At 31.4% G+C, this 15,987-nt stretch carries 14 protein-coding genes; 11 read left to right on the top strand and 3 right to left on the bottom strand.

Annotation, left to right across the window (positions count from 1 at the left end; all coding sequences use genetic code 11):
• Nucleotides 1-45 precede the first annotated feature (45 nt).
• From D2A34_RS13635 to D2A34_RS13625, 3 genes are all read left to right on the top strand, one after another.
• The gene (locus tag D2A34_RS13635; protein ID WP_119366986.1) at nucleotides 46-1,053 is read left to right on the top strand and encodes an ROK family protein; all 1,008 of its coding nucleotides are present in this window, start codon (nucleotides 46-48) and stop codon (nucleotides 1,051-1,053) included.
• 268 nt (nucleotides 1,054-1,321) lie between these two features.
• Entirely contained in the window at nucleotides 1,322-2,218 is an 897-nt protein-coding gene (locus D2A34_RS13630) for a PHP domain-containing protein (RefSeq protein WP_119366985.1), read from the top strand.
• Between the two features lie 248 nt (nucleotides 2,219-2,466).
• Nucleotides 2,467-3,633 carry an MFS transporter gene (locus D2A34_RS13625; RefSeq protein WP_119366984.1) on the top strand — a complete coding sequence of 389 codons (1,167 nt, stop codon included), beginning with the start codon at nucleotides 2,467-2,469 and terminating at the stop codon, nucleotides 3,631-3,633.
• An 820-nt stretch (nucleotides 3,634-4,453) separates the two neighbouring features.
• Here the strand turns inward: D2A34_RS13625 and D2A34_RS13620 are convergent.
• The gene (locus D2A34_RS13620) at nucleotides 4,454-5,293 is read right to left on the bottom strand and encodes an AraC family transcriptional regulator (RefSeq protein WP_119366983.1); all 840 of its coding nucleotides are present in this window, start codon (nucleotides 5,291-5,293) and stop codon (nucleotides 4,454-4,456) included.
• 196 nt (nucleotides 5,294-5,489) lie between these two features.
• On the opposite strand from D2A34_RS13620, the gene D2A34_RS13615 reads away from it, so the two are divergent.
• The gene (locus tag D2A34_RS13615) at nucleotides 5,490-7,007 is read left to right on the top strand and encodes a GH39 family glycosyl hydrolase (protein ID WP_119366982.1); all 1,518 of its coding nucleotides are present in this window, start codon (nucleotides 5,490-5,492) and stop codon (nucleotides 7,005-7,007) included.
• Between the two features lie 2 nt (nucleotides 7,008-7,009).
• Nucleotides 7,010-8,767, top strand: coding sequence for a glycoside hydrolase family 28 protein (locus tag D2A34_RS13610; protein WP_119366981.1), 1,758 nt, complete (start codon nucleotides 7,010-7,012; stop codon nucleotides 8,765-8,767).
• A 137-nt stretch (nucleotides 8,768-8,904) separates the two neighbouring features.
• Here D2A34_RS13610 and D2A34_RS13605 read toward each other — a convergent pair whose 3' ends face one another.
• The gene (locus D2A34_RS13605; RefSeq protein WP_119366980.1) at nucleotides 8,905-9,501 is read right to left on the bottom strand and encodes a DJ-1/PfpI family protein; all 597 of its coding nucleotides are present in this window, start codon (nucleotides 9,499-9,501) and stop codon (nucleotides 8,905-8,907) included.
• 271 nt (nucleotides 9,502-9,772) lie between these two features.
• Nucleotides 9,773-10,216 carry a MarR family winged helix-turn-helix transcriptional regulator gene (locus D2A34_RS13600; protein WP_079441368.1) on the bottom strand — a complete coding sequence of 148 codons (444 nt, stop codon included), beginning with the start codon at nucleotides 10,214-10,216 and terminating at the stop codon, nucleotides 9,773-9,775.
• A 327-nt stretch (nucleotides 10,217-10,543) separates the two neighbouring features.
• Between D2A34_RS13600 and D2A34_RS13595 the strand changes: the two genes are divergently transcribed.
• Genes D2A34_RS13595 through trpB form a run of 6 tightly spaced genes read left to right on the top strand, consistent with a single transcriptional unit; the run spans nucleotide 10,544 to nucleotide 15,782 of the window.
• Nucleotides 10,544-11,569 carry an ATP phosphoribosyltransferase regulatory subunit gene (locus tag D2A34_RS13595; protein WP_119366979.1) on the top strand — a complete coding sequence of 342 codons (1,026 nt, stop codon included), beginning with the start codon at nucleotides 10,544-10,546 and terminating at the stop codon, nucleotides 11,567-11,569.
• Nucleotide 11,570: 1 nt separating this feature from the next.
• Nucleotides 11,571-12,410, top strand: a complete 840-nt coding sequence (locus D2A34_RS13590; protein ID WP_119366978.1) for an MBL fold metallo-hydrolase — start codon at nucleotides 11,571-11,573, stop codon at nucleotides 12,408-12,410.
• The gene (gene hisC / locus D2A34_RS13585) at nucleotides 12,407-13,459 is read left to right on the top strand and encodes a histidinol-phosphate transaminase (RefSeq protein ID WP_119366977.1); all 1,053 of its coding nucleotides are present in this window, start codon (nucleotides 12,407-12,409) and stop codon (nucleotides 13,457-13,459) included. Before D2A34_RS13590 ends, hisC begins: the two co-directional genes overlap by 4 nt.
• A gap of 5 nt (nucleotides 13,460-13,464) precedes the next feature.
• Nucleotides 13,465-13,941 carry a permease gene (locus tag D2A34_RS13580; RefSeq protein ID WP_119366976.1) on the top strand — a complete coding sequence of 159 codons (477 nt, stop codon included), beginning with the start codon at nucleotides 13,465-13,467 and terminating at the stop codon, nucleotides 13,939-13,941.
• A complete protein-coding gene (locus D2A34_RS13575; protein WP_119366975.1) occupies nucleotides 13,938-14,498 on the top strand; it encodes a hypothetical protein in 561 nt (186 codons plus the stop codon). The genes D2A34_RS13580 and D2A34_RS13575 overlap by 4 nt, the downstream gene beginning before the upstream one ends.
• Nucleotides 14,499-14,552: 54 nt before the next feature.
• On the top strand, nucleotides 14,553-15,782 hold the full coding sequence (trpB, locus tag D2A34_RS13570) for a tryptophan synthase subunit beta (RefSeq protein ID WP_119367275.1): 1,230 nt from the start codon (nucleotides 14,553-14,555) through the stop codon (nucleotides 15,780-15,782).
• Nucleotides 15,783-15,987 lie beyond the last annotated feature (205 nt).

The following is a 15,987-nucleotide window of genomic DNA, read 5'->3' as shown; positions in this document are numbered from 1 at the left end:
AAAGACACTTTATAAAGTTGATTAAAAAAGAAAAGGGGAAAATTGATGAGCAATGTTAATGCCAATTTAGTAAAAGAAATTAATTTAAATAAATTGAGAAATGCATTTAAAATCAAAAAAATAGCTTCAAAACCACAATTAGCAGAACTAACAGAATTAAGTGTGGTAACAATTAATTCTTTAGTTAATATACTTGTTGAAAATGGAGAAGTAATAGAGGATATAATATTGCCATCTAATGGAGGAAGACCAGCGACAGCATATAGATTTAATAGTGAATTTAGCTTGGCGTTAGTCATATATATGTATGAACAAAGAAGAGAAGATACAATATTTGTTGCTGTCTCAGACTTATATGGAGAAATTATAGATAAAATTGAGAAAAAAATGGTTGAAATAAAAAAGGATACTTTTGATAATTTAATTGAGAAAATGCTTACAAAATATCCTAATATAAAAGTGATTAGCTTTGGAATGCCTGGAGAAGAGGTAGATGGAAGATTATTAATTAGTGATTATAAAGAACTTAAAGATCAGTTATTCACAACTTACATTAAAGAAAAATTTAAATTACCAGTTATATTTGAAAATGATATTAATGCAGCTGTTGAAGGATATTGTTATTCTCATGGAGTAACAGAAAAACAATGTGTAATAGGCATATATTTTCCAAGTAAATATCCGCCAGGTGCTGGAATTTATATTAATGGAGGTATTTACAAAGGTAGAAATGGGCTTGCAGGGGAAATTAAATATCTTCCGTTTGAAGTAGATTGGGAAAACTTTGATTTTAACAAAGCGCAAATGAAAGAAATAATTATTAAAACATTATTTGCTTTTTGCTGTATGTATAATCCGGATATTATTATTATATATGGAGAAGAAATAACTGACACAATTGTTTCAGATTTTGAAAGCAAATGTAATTCTGAAATTGAAAAAATTATGATTCCACAAATAATTATTTCTAATGAATTAAGTCATGATTTTGAAATTGGAATAAAGCATATTGCTTTGAAGTCTTTAGAACCGATTTTACAATTAAAGTTGTAAGAAAATCTTAAATACATCTATTAAATTATGTGATTTATTGTGCCAATATATGGAATGAGGAGTGGCGAGGATATTTGGCGCATTTATTATAAATCAATAATAAGATCATAAACACTTTGTAAACTCACTTTATTAAGTTGGTTTATAAATATTTGATACTAAAAGTTTAAGTATATTACAAAAATATATTTTAAATTAGAAATTATCTTAAATATGAGAATAAAGTTATATGGGATAATAATATGAAATGAAAAAAGGAGAGATTTATATGAGTTCTATTGATTTACACATGCATTCAAATTGTAGTGATGATGGAGAATTTAAGTCACAGGAATTGGTTGATTTGTGTTTAAAAAATAAAATAAAATATTTTTCTATTGCTGACCATAATAGTGTAAATGGAATAGAGGAAGCAAAAGAATATTGTATTGGCAAAGATATTGAAATTATTCCAGCAATTGAACTAGATTGTACTATGGATAAAGTTAATTTACACGTTTTAGGTTATGGAATAAATTATGAGAATAAAATATTTCATGAAATTGAAGAAAATATTATAGAGCAGGAACAAAGTGCATCAAAAAAGCGTATGAAATTAATTCGTGAATTAGGTATAGACTTTTCAGATGAGGTTATCGCTTCATTATCTAGGAATGGAGTAGTTAATGGTGAGATGATTGCTGAAGCTGCTATGGAATTCGATAGGGAACACAAAAATCAATTACTTATGCCATATTATGAAAATGGTTCGAGAAGTGATAATCCATATGTTAATTTTTACTGGGATTATTGTGCTCAAGGTAGACAAGCTTATGCAGAAGTAAAGTTTATAAGTTTGAAAGAAGCAATTAAAATTATTCAAGAAAGTGGTGGAATACCTGTTTTAGCTCATCCTGGAAATAATGTTAAAGAAGATATGAAGTTATTAAATGATATTATTTCTTGTGGTATTAAGGGAATAGAAGTTTATAGCAGCTATCATAGTAAAGAACAAGTAGAATTTTACAAAGAATTTGCTTTAAAACATAAATTGCTTTTAACCTGTGGAAGTGATTTTCACGGAAAAACTAAACCTAGCATATCTATTGGTGGAACAGATTGTGAAAACAATGAGGAGCTTATTATATCTGAATTAAAAGAGATTATACATTTAAATTCGATTTAAAGGCGAATGGTTCTCTTATCTTGTATAGCATTTTAATGTAATTTAATTATGGTATGCAAGATAAGCGTGAAAATACACTTTACTAGATTAATACTTAATTTTAACAATTTAAGTATTAGCTATAAATGGAGGTTTTTTTATATGTTTTGTAAAAGTTTAGATAATTTTCTGAGGGATTTTTTATGGAGAGCTTTAGCATCTAAATATGAAGTTGAAGGGACCAAATTATATGAAGGGGAGGTGATTTAATGATAGATTCGTGTGATAATTTAGTGCAGGCGATTCCAGGTAGATGGCAACAGCATGCTACGCGCGCGTTTTTTTTCATAGGTGGCTTTGGCGCAGCCTCATGGGCACCTTTGGTACCTCTCTTGAAAGCTCGTTTAGGAATTGATAATGATATGCTTGGTATGTTGCTTCTTTGCATTGGAGTTGGTTCGTTGATCATGATGCCAGTCACTGGGAGTGCAGTAGCTCGTTTTGGTTGTCGAAGAGTCCTAAGTGTTGCTACAGTAGTCTATGCAGGAATGCTTTTGAGTCTGAGCAGAGTGGATTCTTTTATACTCGCAGTACCAGCACTCTTACTATTCGGTGCAGTTATGGGGATGATTGATGTTACCGTAAATATACATGCTGTTATCGTGGAGAAAGCCTCTGGACGACAATTGATGTCTGGTATGCATGCACTTTGGAGCGTGGGTGGTTTTATTGGAGCTGGTATATTTGGCCTATGGCTGAAGATTGGTTTAACGGCGTTCATTGCTACAGTTTGTGCGAGTGGAATTATGATAGTTTTATTGGTGTTTTTTGGTAGATATTTGCTTATTGACGGTGGTGAAAAGGAAGAATCTTCGATTTTTTCTGTACCACGTGGAATTGTGGTATTTATCTCGGTTATTGCTATGATTGCATTTTTAGTCGAGGGCGCTATTATGGATTGGAGTGGCGTATTTCTTACAACTGTGCGCGGTCTTGATATGTCACTGGCTGGAACAGGATTTGCAGTATTTTCAGCTGCGATGCTTACGATGCGCTTAATAGGAGACTGGCTTGTGCAAAAGTTTGGTAGTAAGCCTATCATTTTTGGTGGGGGTGTGTTATCTGTAATTGGTTTCTTGTGTGTTATCTTGGCACCTTGGCAACTGCTTCTTTATGCAGGTTTTTTCCTTATTGGAATCGGAAGTGCGAACATTGTACCAATATTTTTTTCTCTACTGGGTAAACAGACGATTATGCCTCTAAACATGGCGGTATCGGCAGTAAGTACACTGGGATATATGGGAATTCTTATGGGGCCAGCAATTATCGGATTTATAGCATCACAGACAAGTCTATATATATCGTTTGGCCTACTTGCAGGGCTTGTGGCATTACAGCTTAGCATTGCAAGCTATGTATATAAGAAAATATTATAAGGTATCAATTTAGGAGATAAAGAATAAAATCTCCCTGAGGTCGAGCATAACTGTTATCCACATCCAGCTCCATAAGCTGTTTACTATATAATAAGAAATATTCTTTTTCCAACAAACACACTTATGTTGTTATAAGTTATTAAAAGGATTTTAAATACTAAATTGTTAGTTTATACATCAACAGATAATCAGATCTTAAGATGGTGATTTAAATTGCATAAATCAAATAGTAAAAACAAAAGAATAAGCAAATTTAAGGCAATGAACTCCAAATATAAGTTCATTGCCTTTTTGCTATTCAAGCCACTTTATTAGAATCATTACTGGATCCATCTGCATCTATAACACCCCCAAGCTTTGTAGAAATAATAGTATTGTATATTCTAAAGTTTTTAGAATTTAAGAATGTAATAATATATACTCTTTAGAATTTAAGAATACACGAATATATATTCTTAAGAATGTGAGAATATCAAAGGAAATCCGACTCACGTACGTTCGCTGGATAAGTGATTCACACCAAATCATAGATTTGGGTTCTCTACTTAAGAATATGCTTATAAAATGCGGGCTGAGGGAATGTTTATATAAATTTAAATGAGATTTTAATGTAATTTTTAAAGTTTAAACATATCTCCATAGTAGCAGCTTATAAAATTTATAGCTGCTAAAAATTTCTGCCCATATAAAAGAAGCAGCTGTGCTGCAATTAAAAACATTTCCCATATAAAAGAAGCAGCTGTGCACTAATTATTTAGTGCGACAGCCACTATATTTAAGGAATTAAGGGAGTTTTGCCCTAAAAAATTCCCTTATGAGTCTAAGTTTTTTTGAATCTTCCAGGTGAGGTTCCTTCGAGTTTTGTGAAACTGCGTATAAAATTTGCATAATCATTGAAGCCTGATTGATAACAGGCTTCTGTTACATTACATCCGCTTAGAAGAAGTGATTTTGCGCGTGCAATTCTGCGATCTAGCAAATAGTGACGCAGTGTCATTCCAGTATGTTTCTTGAATTGGTGGCTAAGATAATTTCTATCTTGATGAAATCTGTTTCCAAGTTGCTGCAGAGAAATAGTTTCACTTAAGTGATTTTCTATGTATTGCATTGTTTCAATAAGGTAGTTAGGCATGATGCTGATACTATTGCTTGTATTTTTTTCAAAAATTGAATTAACTAATACAAGCAGTAAAGATAGGTAAGCATCTTTCTGTATGCTGTGTCCATAATCAGTAGATGAAATTGCGTTGTCGAGCAAGTTACATAAATTAAATAAATCCTCTGATTGTTTTGGTGTAAGACTTAAGATGTTACCTGTTCCAATGGGGCGATGATAGAAACAGGCAGATAAATCAGTTGCTGAATTAGATAATTTATCCATGTAGGATTTTTTTATGTTAATGGTGATACGCTCGTACAGTGAATCATCATCACAGACAATTCGGTGCATTTCTTCAGGATTCATTATTATAAGGTCATAGGGAGACAATTGGTAACAGGCATATTCTAGATAAAATTTAACATTCCCCTTCAGAAATAAATATATTTCACAATTATTATGACGATGGTAAGGATAAGTAGCATCACCGATTGTTGATTTATTTTTATAGGTTAAATCTCTGTCTGTAGCCTCTAAATATGGGTTGTTAGATATAGGCATATAATAAGCTCACCTCGATTTCACGCAATAAAGTACATTTTATACGCAATAAATATTGCATTTTATTATGATATCATTTGAATATAGAAGTGTCAATTAAGTGTTTAATAGTTCAAAACTTATCAGTTGATATTTAAGGGTTAGTTGGAGTATGAGAATACTGGCATTTCAGATTAAATAAAGGGAGGATTTATATATGAGTAAAGCAAAGAGCATTTTGGTTGAACATGGAATTGAGATACCTTTTCACAACCGAATGGATTTTTGTGTGGGTACTGGGCGGATGGGTCTAGCACTGCATAAAGAGTATTATGAGCAATTAAAGTTGGTGCAGAATGTAATTGGTTTCAAACATATACGCGGTCACGGTTTGTTCTGCGACGATATGGCAATTTGTCAGAGCTATGAGGATGAATGTGGAAAGCAAGTATTTGAGTATAACTTTACTTATCTGGACAGGGTTATGGATAGTTATATAAGTCTTGGACTCCGACCATTCTTGGAACTGGGGTTCATGCCAGAGAAAATGGCTTCTGGAAATCAGACAGTATTTTACTGGAAAGGCAATGTGACTCCACCAAAAAACTATAATGATTGGACAGCTATGGTTCAGGCGTTGTTACATCATTTAATTGAACGCTATGGTAAAGAAGATGTATCGCAGTGGCCTATTGAAGTATGGAATGAACCAAATCTTAAGAGCTTTTGGAAAGATGGTGACATGCAGGAATATTTTAAATTGTATGAGTATACAGCATTAGCGGTAAAAGAAGTAAATCCAGCTTTTAAAATTGGGGGACCTGCGGTTTGTGGTGGAACTGATAAAATTTGGATTCGTTCTTTTCTTGAATATGTTCGAGAGAGGAAACTTCCTTTGGATTTTATTACGCGGCATCATTATGCAACATATCTTCCTGAAAAATCAGGTCACTATGAGTATACAAAACTTCATGATCTTAAAGAATCATTCCAGTTGTTAGAGACAACTCGAGAAATTGTTGATAGTTTCGATGAATTTTGTGGAATGGATATACACATAACAGAGTTTAACACATCATATGTACCTGATTGTCCACTTCACGATACTAACTTGAATGCTGCTTATACAGCGGCAATGTTGTCACTCTTGGGAGACAAACATGCGTCATACTCCTACTGGACATTTGGAGATGTTTTTGAGGAAAAAGGGGTTCCGTTTACTCCGTTTCATGGTGGATTTGGAATGGTAGCAAATGGATGTATACCAAAACCAACATTTTGGACATTTGCTTTCTATAAGCAGTTGCAAGGAAATTGTATTCATCGTTCAGAGGAAGCAATTATAGTACAATTGCCGGATGGAAACTATCGTGGAATTTTGTGGAACATGGATGTTAATTATACTGGCGAATCATTGGAACTTGAAATTAAATTACCAAGTAAACATGCTGATTATTGTTTGATCTCTAAAACAGTGGATGAGGAGTGCTGTAATCCACTTAAGCTATGGCATGATATGGGAGAGCCGGCGAATTTGTCAACAGAACAGTTAGCTTTGTTGAAGGAACATGCAGTACCACTTATAAAATCAGAAAGTATCGTTTCAACAAAATTGGTAATAGATATTAGTTTTCAGCTAAAACCAAATGCAGTTATTTATTTTGAATTGAAGAAAGTGGAAAGAAAAAGTGATCGTGGATATTCCTATGAGCGAATTTTGAGAGGAGAAAAGTAATAATGAAAAAAGATAAAATTGATGTGCAAAAATTTTCTGACATTAAATATTCATTATCTGTAATGGATACAGTTTTACTTGAAAGTGGGGAAAATAAAAAATATACATTTGAGTCTGTAAGCGGAAAAGTGATTGCTTCTGCCATGTTTCGTTTTTGTGCAACAGGTCGTGGAAAAAACATTATGACATTGTATGATGAAAATGGAAAACCAGCCATATCAATATGGTGTGATGGTATGTGCATTCTTGCTTATGATGGCAATGTTCGAAAAAAAATATATAGATATAAGGACGAATTTTGGTTTAGTGTATGGGTGTCCCTTGATACTAATAGTAAAACTTATGATGTTTGTGTCGATGGTGAAAAATGCTTGAGTGGTGCACTATTTATGAATCCTGTTAGTGAAATTGCTTCGTATGAAACAGGTTTACGAATGGGAAGTTTTATGGAAAAACAGATTTTTGTATATAAAAACCCTGTCCAATCAATAGAAGAAGCAGCTGGTAAACGAAAAATTTATGATGTGACACATTTTGGTGCTATTGCAGATGGCGTGACAGTTGTGACAGATAAGATACAAAAAGCTATTGATGAGTGTTCAAAGAACGGTGGCGGAGTTGTATATTTGCAAGGAGGAACATATCTTTCTGGAATGATAGAACTTAAGAGTGGAGTTGAATTGTATTTAGAAACTGATGCAACGCTTAAGGGAGTTACTGATACTGAGGCTTATCCAACTATGACTTCTAAAAATAATCCTAATTGGAATATGATAAAGCAAGGACCTCAAAAAGCTTTGATATATGCTGATGGAGTGAATGGAGTTATTATTCAAGGAGGAGGAACAATTGATGGAAGTGGTAATTTTCCAGGGGATTATGGATCAGAAAGCAGCAGGCCAAGTGCAATTTTGTTAGTAGGCTGCAATAATTCCAAAATACAAAATATTGCAGTAAATAATGCTGGTATGTGGACTATACCGTTAGTAGAGTGTGACAGTTTCTATATGAGAGATGTCAATATTTCTTCATATTGGTTCCCAAACAGAGATGGAATCGACTTATGTGATTGTCATGATGTTTTGGTTGAAAATAGTTATTTTACTGCAGATGATGATACTGTATGTTTTAAGAGTGGTCATGAAAGATGTTGTGACAATATTTTAGTACGTCAAATGATGATTGTAAGCACTATGGCAAATGCAATTAAGTTTGGAACCTTCAGTTATGGCGGATTTACTAATTGTACAATTTGTGATTGTGTAGTTAAAGATACAAGATTTTGTGCTATGTGTGTAGAAGTTGTTGATGGTGGTATTGCAGAAAATATACATTTTGAGCGTATAGAAGTTAAGGATGCTGGTTCTGCATTTTTTATTGTGCTGGGTGATAGAGCTAATATTCCGCCAGGGGGAACTCATCGCATAGGAAGTATTAAAGATATTTATTTTGAAGATATCTATGTTGAGAATCTGCTCAAAAATTACGGAAGTTATATATCTGGGGTTGAAAAAGATGGAGAAATACACAATGTCAAAAATATATTCTTCAAAAATGTGAAAGCAGAATTTCGTGGTGGACTAACAGAACAACCCAATAATCCACCTGAGTATTCAGGAACAGTCTATCCAGAAAGCGATATGTATAAGCAGCTTCCTGCATCAGCATATTATTTACGACACACTGAAAATGTAGTTTTTGACAGTTGTGAGACAATTGTTACTGAAGAAGACGTACGAAAGAAAATAGTAGAAGTGTAGATTATTTCTTTAAATTTGGAGTGAATTTTAAAGGTCGCGCTTCACCTTCACCATGAAACCCACGATAATTTGTCGTGGGTCATTTATTTTAAATACAATTAATTATTTTAGATGGTTCTAATAACCTCTAAATATATTTACAAGTTCGTATCTTGATAAAAACCCATTAGTCTTTTTACATTCTGACAATTTACTTTAGATGTAAGCATTTCTAAAAGTTTAAAAGCAACATCGAAAGCAGTTGAAGGATTATAAGAGGTGATTATATTATTATCTATAACAATAGGTTCAGTGCCATGAACATTTACACCAAATTCAGATAATTGTTTTTGTCTTATTCCAAAATTATATGTTGTGGCATTTCTGCCAACTAGTACTCCACTTTTACCAATAGGTAGTGCACCAACGCAGATAGATGCTATTATTTTGCCAGCTCTATCAAATTCTCTGATTATGTTTAGGAAATCTTCACTATAAGCATCTTCGTAAAATCCTGCCTCTTCAAATCCGCCTGGTATGGCAAGTGCATCAAATTCATGAATATTGATTTCGCTGATTTTCATTTCAGGAATCACAGTGAAATTAAAGGTGCATTTCAAATTCTCTCTTATTCCAGCAGTTATTAACTCTGTAGTACCATCTCCATCTGATTTGTTCCAACCTATAACATCGGTAAAAACGCTTGCTTCTACAGCTTCAAAACCATTGGCAAGAAGTAGTAATACTTTTTTCACACTTAACATCTCCTTTAATTATATATCTTTAAGACTTGTTTTTCTTGATTATAGTACTACACATATCATCAGTAAAATTGAAATAAATGAAGTTAATAATCGAAATATATGATATTGTTATAGTATATATTTTAGGGATAAAGGAATGAAAGTAATGGAAATTAGGCATTTGCAAACATAGTTGAACTTGATGGGTTTACAAAAGCAGCAGAGCATCTAGGGTAGCGCTACAATCAAACTCACTAAATTTATGTTTGGACTTTTATAGATTCTAATCATTTTTTAGCTGTGCTACAGAATTTTGTACATTATTAAAAATTAATTTTAACAATCTAATAGATTCTGAATATTCATTAGAGTCCATTCCTTGACTTAGCATATTAGTTAAATCAGCTTGTATATTATTTAGAATTGGAATAAAATCCATTCCTTTTTTTGTTAGGTATAATTTGTTATATCTCTTATCATCTTTGTTTTGAGCTCGATCAATGTATCCATTTGTCTCTAATTTAAGTAGAGCTTTTGCAGTTGTTGCCCTATCAATTTTGATTAATTCTGTCAAATCCTTTTGTGAGATTCCCGGATTATTATAAATAGCAGAAACAAAAATATATTGTCCACTACCAACCTCATAAGGCTTTAATCGATTATTAAGAAGTATGTGTAAGTGTCTATAAATTACAGAAATGTACCTGCCAAAGGATTCATCTTCCATATAGTTTCCTCCTAAAGTTAATAATAATTATGATGTATTTGAAATTATTTTAAATATAACAAATAAATGATATATATGCAATTCTTTTAAATAGAAGATTTGTTTGAAAACTTTTTTGAAATTGAAAATATATGATGTATTTGCAATTAATTTAAAAATATTTATAAAATATTATAAGATTATATTAGTTCATATAAAATTGGGTATGCAATTTGAAATATATTGTGCAAATAAACAAAAAGTAGTCATTAAATGTAACTAAATACATGTAATTCAAAATATTGACATATGGAATTGGTGGATATAGAATGGTAATGCAACTAAATAATGAATGGAGGAATAATATTGTTAGTACCAGGCGTAAGAGAATGGTTTGGATATGAAGCTAAAGTTTTTATGGATTTAAGAAATGGTCTGGAGAATTCTCTTTTAAATCAAAACTTTAATTATTTTTATGGAGGAATAGTATCGAAAAAATCAATCTATGAAGAAAATATTTCTAATTTAGGCGAAAGATTTATTGATAATTGTATTGAGTTTAGCCTTAATGGAAAGGATATAGGAACTATAATTTCACCAGAAGGCACTTTTAGAGTTTATGATTATCTAAATCGAAATAATAAGATTCACAATCATTCAGGACAAGTTTTTTATTCTCAAGAATTTTTAAGAAATGAATCAGAAGAAGATGTTGGTAAAGGAAAAACTATATCATTTTGGCAAACTGGATTTGAAATATACGGAAAAACAGAAATAGAGTCAAGTCTCCTTGTATTAAAAACTTTAATTAATTGTTTTAAGGCAATTAATTTTGATGATGTTTATTTTAGAGTATCGGACAAGAGGATATTAGAAGGATTAATAATTGATTTACCATTAGATAAAAGAAGAGAAATATATTATTTAATTGATAAATGTAATGAAGATGGTACCACATTTAAAAATTATTATATAAAGAAATGCGGAGATAATAAGATTGCAGAAAAAGTAGGACAACTATTGGATTTAGATAAAAATCAACAATTAACATTGGATATATTAGATTCGTTTACAAATAATTCAATATCTCATAATGGAATAGAATTTCTTAGACAGGTATTACGTGAGTTAAAAAAAGAACATAAAGATGAAAATATAAAAATAATACCATTCATGGGTAAAAGTTGGGACGCATGTGATAGCTTACTATTTGATGCCCGTCTGCCTGAATATGAGTACGCTGTTGCTGGTGGAGGAAACTTATTTGCTTTTAATGAAGACAAAAAAATAATAAAGAGTGGTGCAGGAATTGGAGTTACAAGATTAACTGAATACATTATAGAGCACAAGAATTTAAAAGCAATGGAGTTATAAAATGAAAGTAATAACTTTATGTGAAAATAGATTAGAACCAAGTTTTGGATTGAAAGCATCTCACGGATTGTCTTTATATATTGAACATGAAAATCATCATTTGCTTTATGATGTTGGACAAAACAGTGTTTTTATAGAAAATGCACAAATATTAGGTATAGATTTAAGTGCATGTGAAAACATTATTATCAGTCATGGGCATTTAGACCATGCTGGGGGATTGAGTTACTTAAAATGCAACGGAATAGATTATCAAAAAGTAATTATAGATAAAAATGCTTTTGAAGAACGGATTAGGTTAAATAAACAGAAAATTATGGACATAGGCATAAGCAATAAGTTAAGTTATCTGAAAAATATAGGACAAGGTATAGATAGAAGTTTTGAAATAGTTAAGGGAATATGGTGTATTTCTAATGTAAAAGTATCTAATAGATATTGTGGATTAGAAAAAGGATTATTAATTAAGGATAGGCAAGGGAATATAAAAGATGATACCTTTCAAGATGAATTAAATTTAGCAATTGAAACATCCCAAGGTCTTGTAGTTATATCTGGATGCTCTCATTGTGGAATAATAAATATATTAGAACATGCACAAAGAGTTACAGGCATAAATGAAATAAATACGTTTATTGGAGGAATGCATCTAACATTTGCATCAAAGGAAGATGTACTAGCAACTATAAATGAACTTAAAAGGTTTAGTATAAAAAGATTTATTGTAGGACATTGTACAGGGCTTGATGCTATAACTTTAATGAAAGAGCAACTCCCAAAAGATGTTGAAATTATCAATAATTATGTGGGCTATGAATTTAATAAGGGGGAATTAATATGAAATATAAATCACCGTATAAAGGGGTAGATACATCTAAAGTAGTTTGTTTAGCAACAAATGAAAGTTCATATCCATTATCACAAGATATACAAGAAAGCTTATATAAAGAAATAAATTTTACAAATCGATACCCAAAAGTTGATAATGAAGAATTAAAGCAGCTTATAGCAGACAGGTATAATGTAAAGTCTGAAAATATACTTATTGGAGCAGGTTCTGATGAGCTTATAACACTTACAGCATTGAAATTTGTCAATAACGGAGATAATACTATAATGTCTGATCCAAGCTTTTTTAGATACAAAGATCTAACGGAACTTGCAGGTGGAAATTGCAGATTAGTTAAAGGAAAGAATTTTTGCCATGATTTAAAGGCTATGAAAGACAGTATAGATGCTAAGACCAAAATAGTATTTATATGTAATCCAAACAATCCAACAGGAACATTCATTTCAAATGAAGAGATTGAATCTTTTGTTAAGGATATTCCTAAAGATGTAATAGTTGTTATAGATGAAGCTTATTTTGATTTTGTGTATCCTAGGAAACTTCAATCGTCTGTAAAATTTATAGATAAATATCCTAATATAATTGTATTTAGGACTTTCTCAAAATTCTTTGGGTTAGCAGCTTTAAGAATTGGATATGCAGTAGGAAATAAGGATGTAATAGAGAGCGTTAATAAATTAAGATCTCCTTATAATGTTAATTCTTTAGCACAAGCAGCAGCTATTGAAGTTTTAAAGAAAAGTGATTTTTTTGATAATGTATATTATGAAGAGATAGAAAAGGAAAGAACATATTACTATGACTCATTTAAAACATTAGATATAGAGTATATACCATCTCAAGCAAATTTTGTATTTGCAAAGTTCGGTAAAGAATGTGAAAAATGGTGTGAGGAGCTACAAAATTTAAATATTATAATTAGGCCATGTAGAATGTTTGGATATCCTGAATATGTGAGAATAAGTATTGGAAATTCAGAAGAAAATAAAAGTTTAATAGAAGCACTTGAAAATATAGTAAACAGAGCAAATGAGGAATAAGAGTTATGGTTGAGTTAACATATCTGGCTATAATTATTATATTTTCAGTTTACTTATATATTAATGATAAAAATAAATTAAAAGTAGCTGGAGTGGGGTTTGGAAAGGTTACTTTTAGTCTAACTCCATATGTGCTCGGTATAATATTGATTGCTAGTATTATACAGGTATGCATTCCAAAGGAGATAATAGTTTCATTACTTGGAAAGGATAGCGGATTAATCGCTCCAATTCTAGCTGCTGTATTTGGAAGTGTTTTTGAAGGACCAACTATAATAGCATTTGTTTTGGGAGCAAGCCTACTTGTAAGTGGAGCAAGTATAGCGGCAGTAGGAGCATTTATTTCATCTTTTTCAATGGTTGGATTAGTTGCAATTCCTTTAGAGAAAAAGGAATTAGGGATTACGTTCACAGTAGTTAGATTTGTAATAACACTGAGTGCATCAATACTAATAGGATATTTAATTGGAGTTATAATATGAATAAATTTATTAAGACCATAAAAAATAATTTATTATTAACAGCAGCAGTAATAGCTACCATAATCATATGGATATTTGATCATAATAAGGGAATGGATATTTTAATAAACTTTTTAAATACATGTGAAAGTACAATACCAATATTAATTTTAATGTTTGCTCTATTAGCATTTATAAAAGTAGGCATGAATTCTGATGCCGTGCAAAAAGGGATACAGAAAAACACAGGAATAAAGAGTATTATGTTTGGATATATATTTGGACTTTTAGTGAGCGGTCCAATTTATCCGGGTTTTTCACTGAGTAAAATACTTATGGAACATGGTATTAAAATTCGTGTGGTTATAATAATGCTTAGTACATGGGCAACTTTAAAAGTAGCTTTACTTCCATTTGAAATTAAAATATTAGGATTACATGTTACTATAGTTCGCTGGATTGTAACAGGTATAGTAATATTTTTAATTGCTATATTGTGTGAAGCTGTAATTAAATACGTTGAAAATAAGAAAAATAAATTTATGGAAAAAGAAAGAATAGAAGAAATAGATATATAATTGATAAAATAATTAAGTTTAAGGAGGGTTAATATGAAATTTAATCCAGATGAAATGAGTGGTTTCTTTGGAGAATTCGGTGGACGTTACGTTGATGAATCACTAATTTCAGAGTTAGAAAAAATAGAAGGATTTTTTAAGGAATGTGTAAAAGAGGATGCTTTTTGGGATGAGTTTTATGGTTTATTAAAAAACTTCGTTGGAAGACCTACACCTCTTATGTTTGCAGAAAATACAACTAAAGCTTTAGGTGGAGCTAATATATATTTAAAGCTGGAATGTCTAGCTAATACAGGAGCTCATAAAATAAACAATGCTATAGGACAAGCACTTTTAGCAAAAAAAATGGGGAAAACTCGTATTATTGCGGAAACAGGAGCAGGACAGCATGGTATAGCAACAGCTTGTGTTTGTGCAAGACTGGGATTAGATTGTGAAATATATATGGGAGAAATAGATACTGAAAGACAAAGACCAAATGTATTTTGGATGGAGATGTTTGGAGCAAAGGTTATTCCGGTTACTAGTGGGACAAGAACTTTAACAGATGCAGTCGATGAAGCGTTTAGGGTATGGTCAACAAGAACAGAAGATACATACTATCTAATAGGAAGTGCTTTGGGACCTTGCCCTTATCCTGATATGGTAAGGGAATTTCAATCTATTATAGGAAAGGAAACAAAGAAACAGTTTTTAGAAAAAAATAAAGTATTACCAGATATATTAATAGCTTGTGTTGGTGGAGGATCAAATTCTATAGGATTCTTCAGTGATTTTCTTGATGATATGGATGTTAAACTTATTGGTGTAGAAGCTGGAGGTCGTAGTAATAGCTATGGTGATCATGCTATTAGAATGACTGGTACAAAGGGAACGGTTGGAGCTATACAAGGATATAAGTCACTTTTTTTACAAGATAGCGATGGAAAATTACTTCCTACACATTCAATAAGTGCAGGATTAGATTATGCGGGAATAGGACCTCAACTAGCTTATCTTGGAGAAATTGATAGAATACAATTTACAAGTGCTAAAGACGAAGCTGTAATAAATGCAGTAAAATTCTTAGCGAAACATGAAGGGATTATTCCTGCATTAGAGTCATCACATGCTTTAGCAGAAGCTATAAGACTTGCACCTACCCTAGAAAAGGGAAAAAATATAATTGTAAATGTGTCTGGTAGAGGAGATAAAGATATATTTATAACTGCAAAAGCTATCGATAAATCAAAATGGTTCAATTTTTTAGAGGAAGAAATTAAAAGATATAAGGCAGAGAAATAAATATATAAGTATAAGAAGTTATATAATGTGGGTCATTTTATTAGAAATTTGATAAATCATTATATGATCTTGTTTTAAAGAAGATTCAAGATGATTTAAGAAATACGTTGAGTATAGGAATGAGTACTAAACAATATGATTAAACATTAATGTATTTAAATATAATTTTGAATAAGGTACAAAAGTCTGTATAACAATTAAGAAT

Source organism: Clostridium chromiireducens, from assembly GCF_003575225.1.
In the GTDB taxonomy this organism is placed as follows: domain Bacteria; phylum Bacillota; class Clostridia; order Clostridiales; family Clostridiaceae; genus Clostridium; species Clostridium chromiireducens.
This window is presented reverse-complemented; position numbering and strand designations above follow the sequence as displayed.

Excerpts from the sequence above, each read along its gene's own strand:
- D2A34_RS13580 (WP_119366976.1), top strand. The coding sequence starts at position 13,465 with ATGGTTGAGTTAACATATCTGGCTATAATTATTATATTTTCAGTTTAC.
- D2A34_RS13615 (WP_119366982.1), top strand. The coding sequence starts at position 5,490 with ATGAGTAAAGCAAAGAGCATTTTGGTTGAACATGGAATTGAGATACCT.
- D2A34_RS13575 (WP_119366975.1), top strand. The coding sequence starts at position 13,938 with ATGAATAAATTTATTAAGACCATAAAAAATAATTTATTATTAACAGCA.
- D2A34_RS13620 (WP_119366983.1), bottom strand. The coding sequence starts at position 5,293 with ATGCCTATATCTAACAACCCATATTTAGAGGCTACAGACAGAGATTTA.
- D2A34_RS13595 (WP_119366979.1), top strand. The coding sequence starts at position 10,544 with ATGAATGGAGGAATAATATTGTTAGTACCAGGCGTAAGAGAATGGTTT.
- D2A34_RS13600 (WP_079441368.1), bottom strand. The coding sequence starts at position 10,216 with ATGGAAGATGAATCCTTTGGCAGGTACATTTCTGTAATTTATAGACAC.
- D2A34_RS13625 (WP_119366984.1), top strand. The coding sequence starts at position 2,467 with ATGATAGATTCGTGTGATAATTTAGTGCAGGCGATTCCAGGTAGATGG.
- D2A34_RS13610 (WP_119366981.1), top strand. The coding sequence starts at position 7,010 with ATGAAAAAAGATAAAATTGATGTGCAAAAATTTTCTGACATTAAATAT.
- D2A34_RS13630 (WP_119366985.1), top strand. The coding sequence starts at position 1,322 with ATGAGTTCTATTGATTTACACATGCATTCAAATTGTAGTGATGATGGA.
- hisC (WP_119366977.1), top strand. The coding sequence starts at position 12,407 with ATGAAATATAAATCACCGTATAAAGGGGTAGATACATCTAAAGTAGTT.
- D2A34_RS13590 (WP_119366978.1), top strand. The coding sequence starts at position 11,571 with ATGAAAGTAATAACTTTATGTGAAAATAGATTAGAACCAAGTTTTGGA.
- D2A34_RS13635 (WP_119366986.1), top strand. The coding sequence starts at position 46 with ATGAGCAATGTTAATGCCAATTTAGTAAAAGAAATTAATTTAAATAAA.
- trpB (WP_119367275.1), top strand. The coding sequence starts at position 14,553 with ATGAGTGGTTTCTTTGGAGAATTCGGTGGACGTTACGTTGATGAATCA.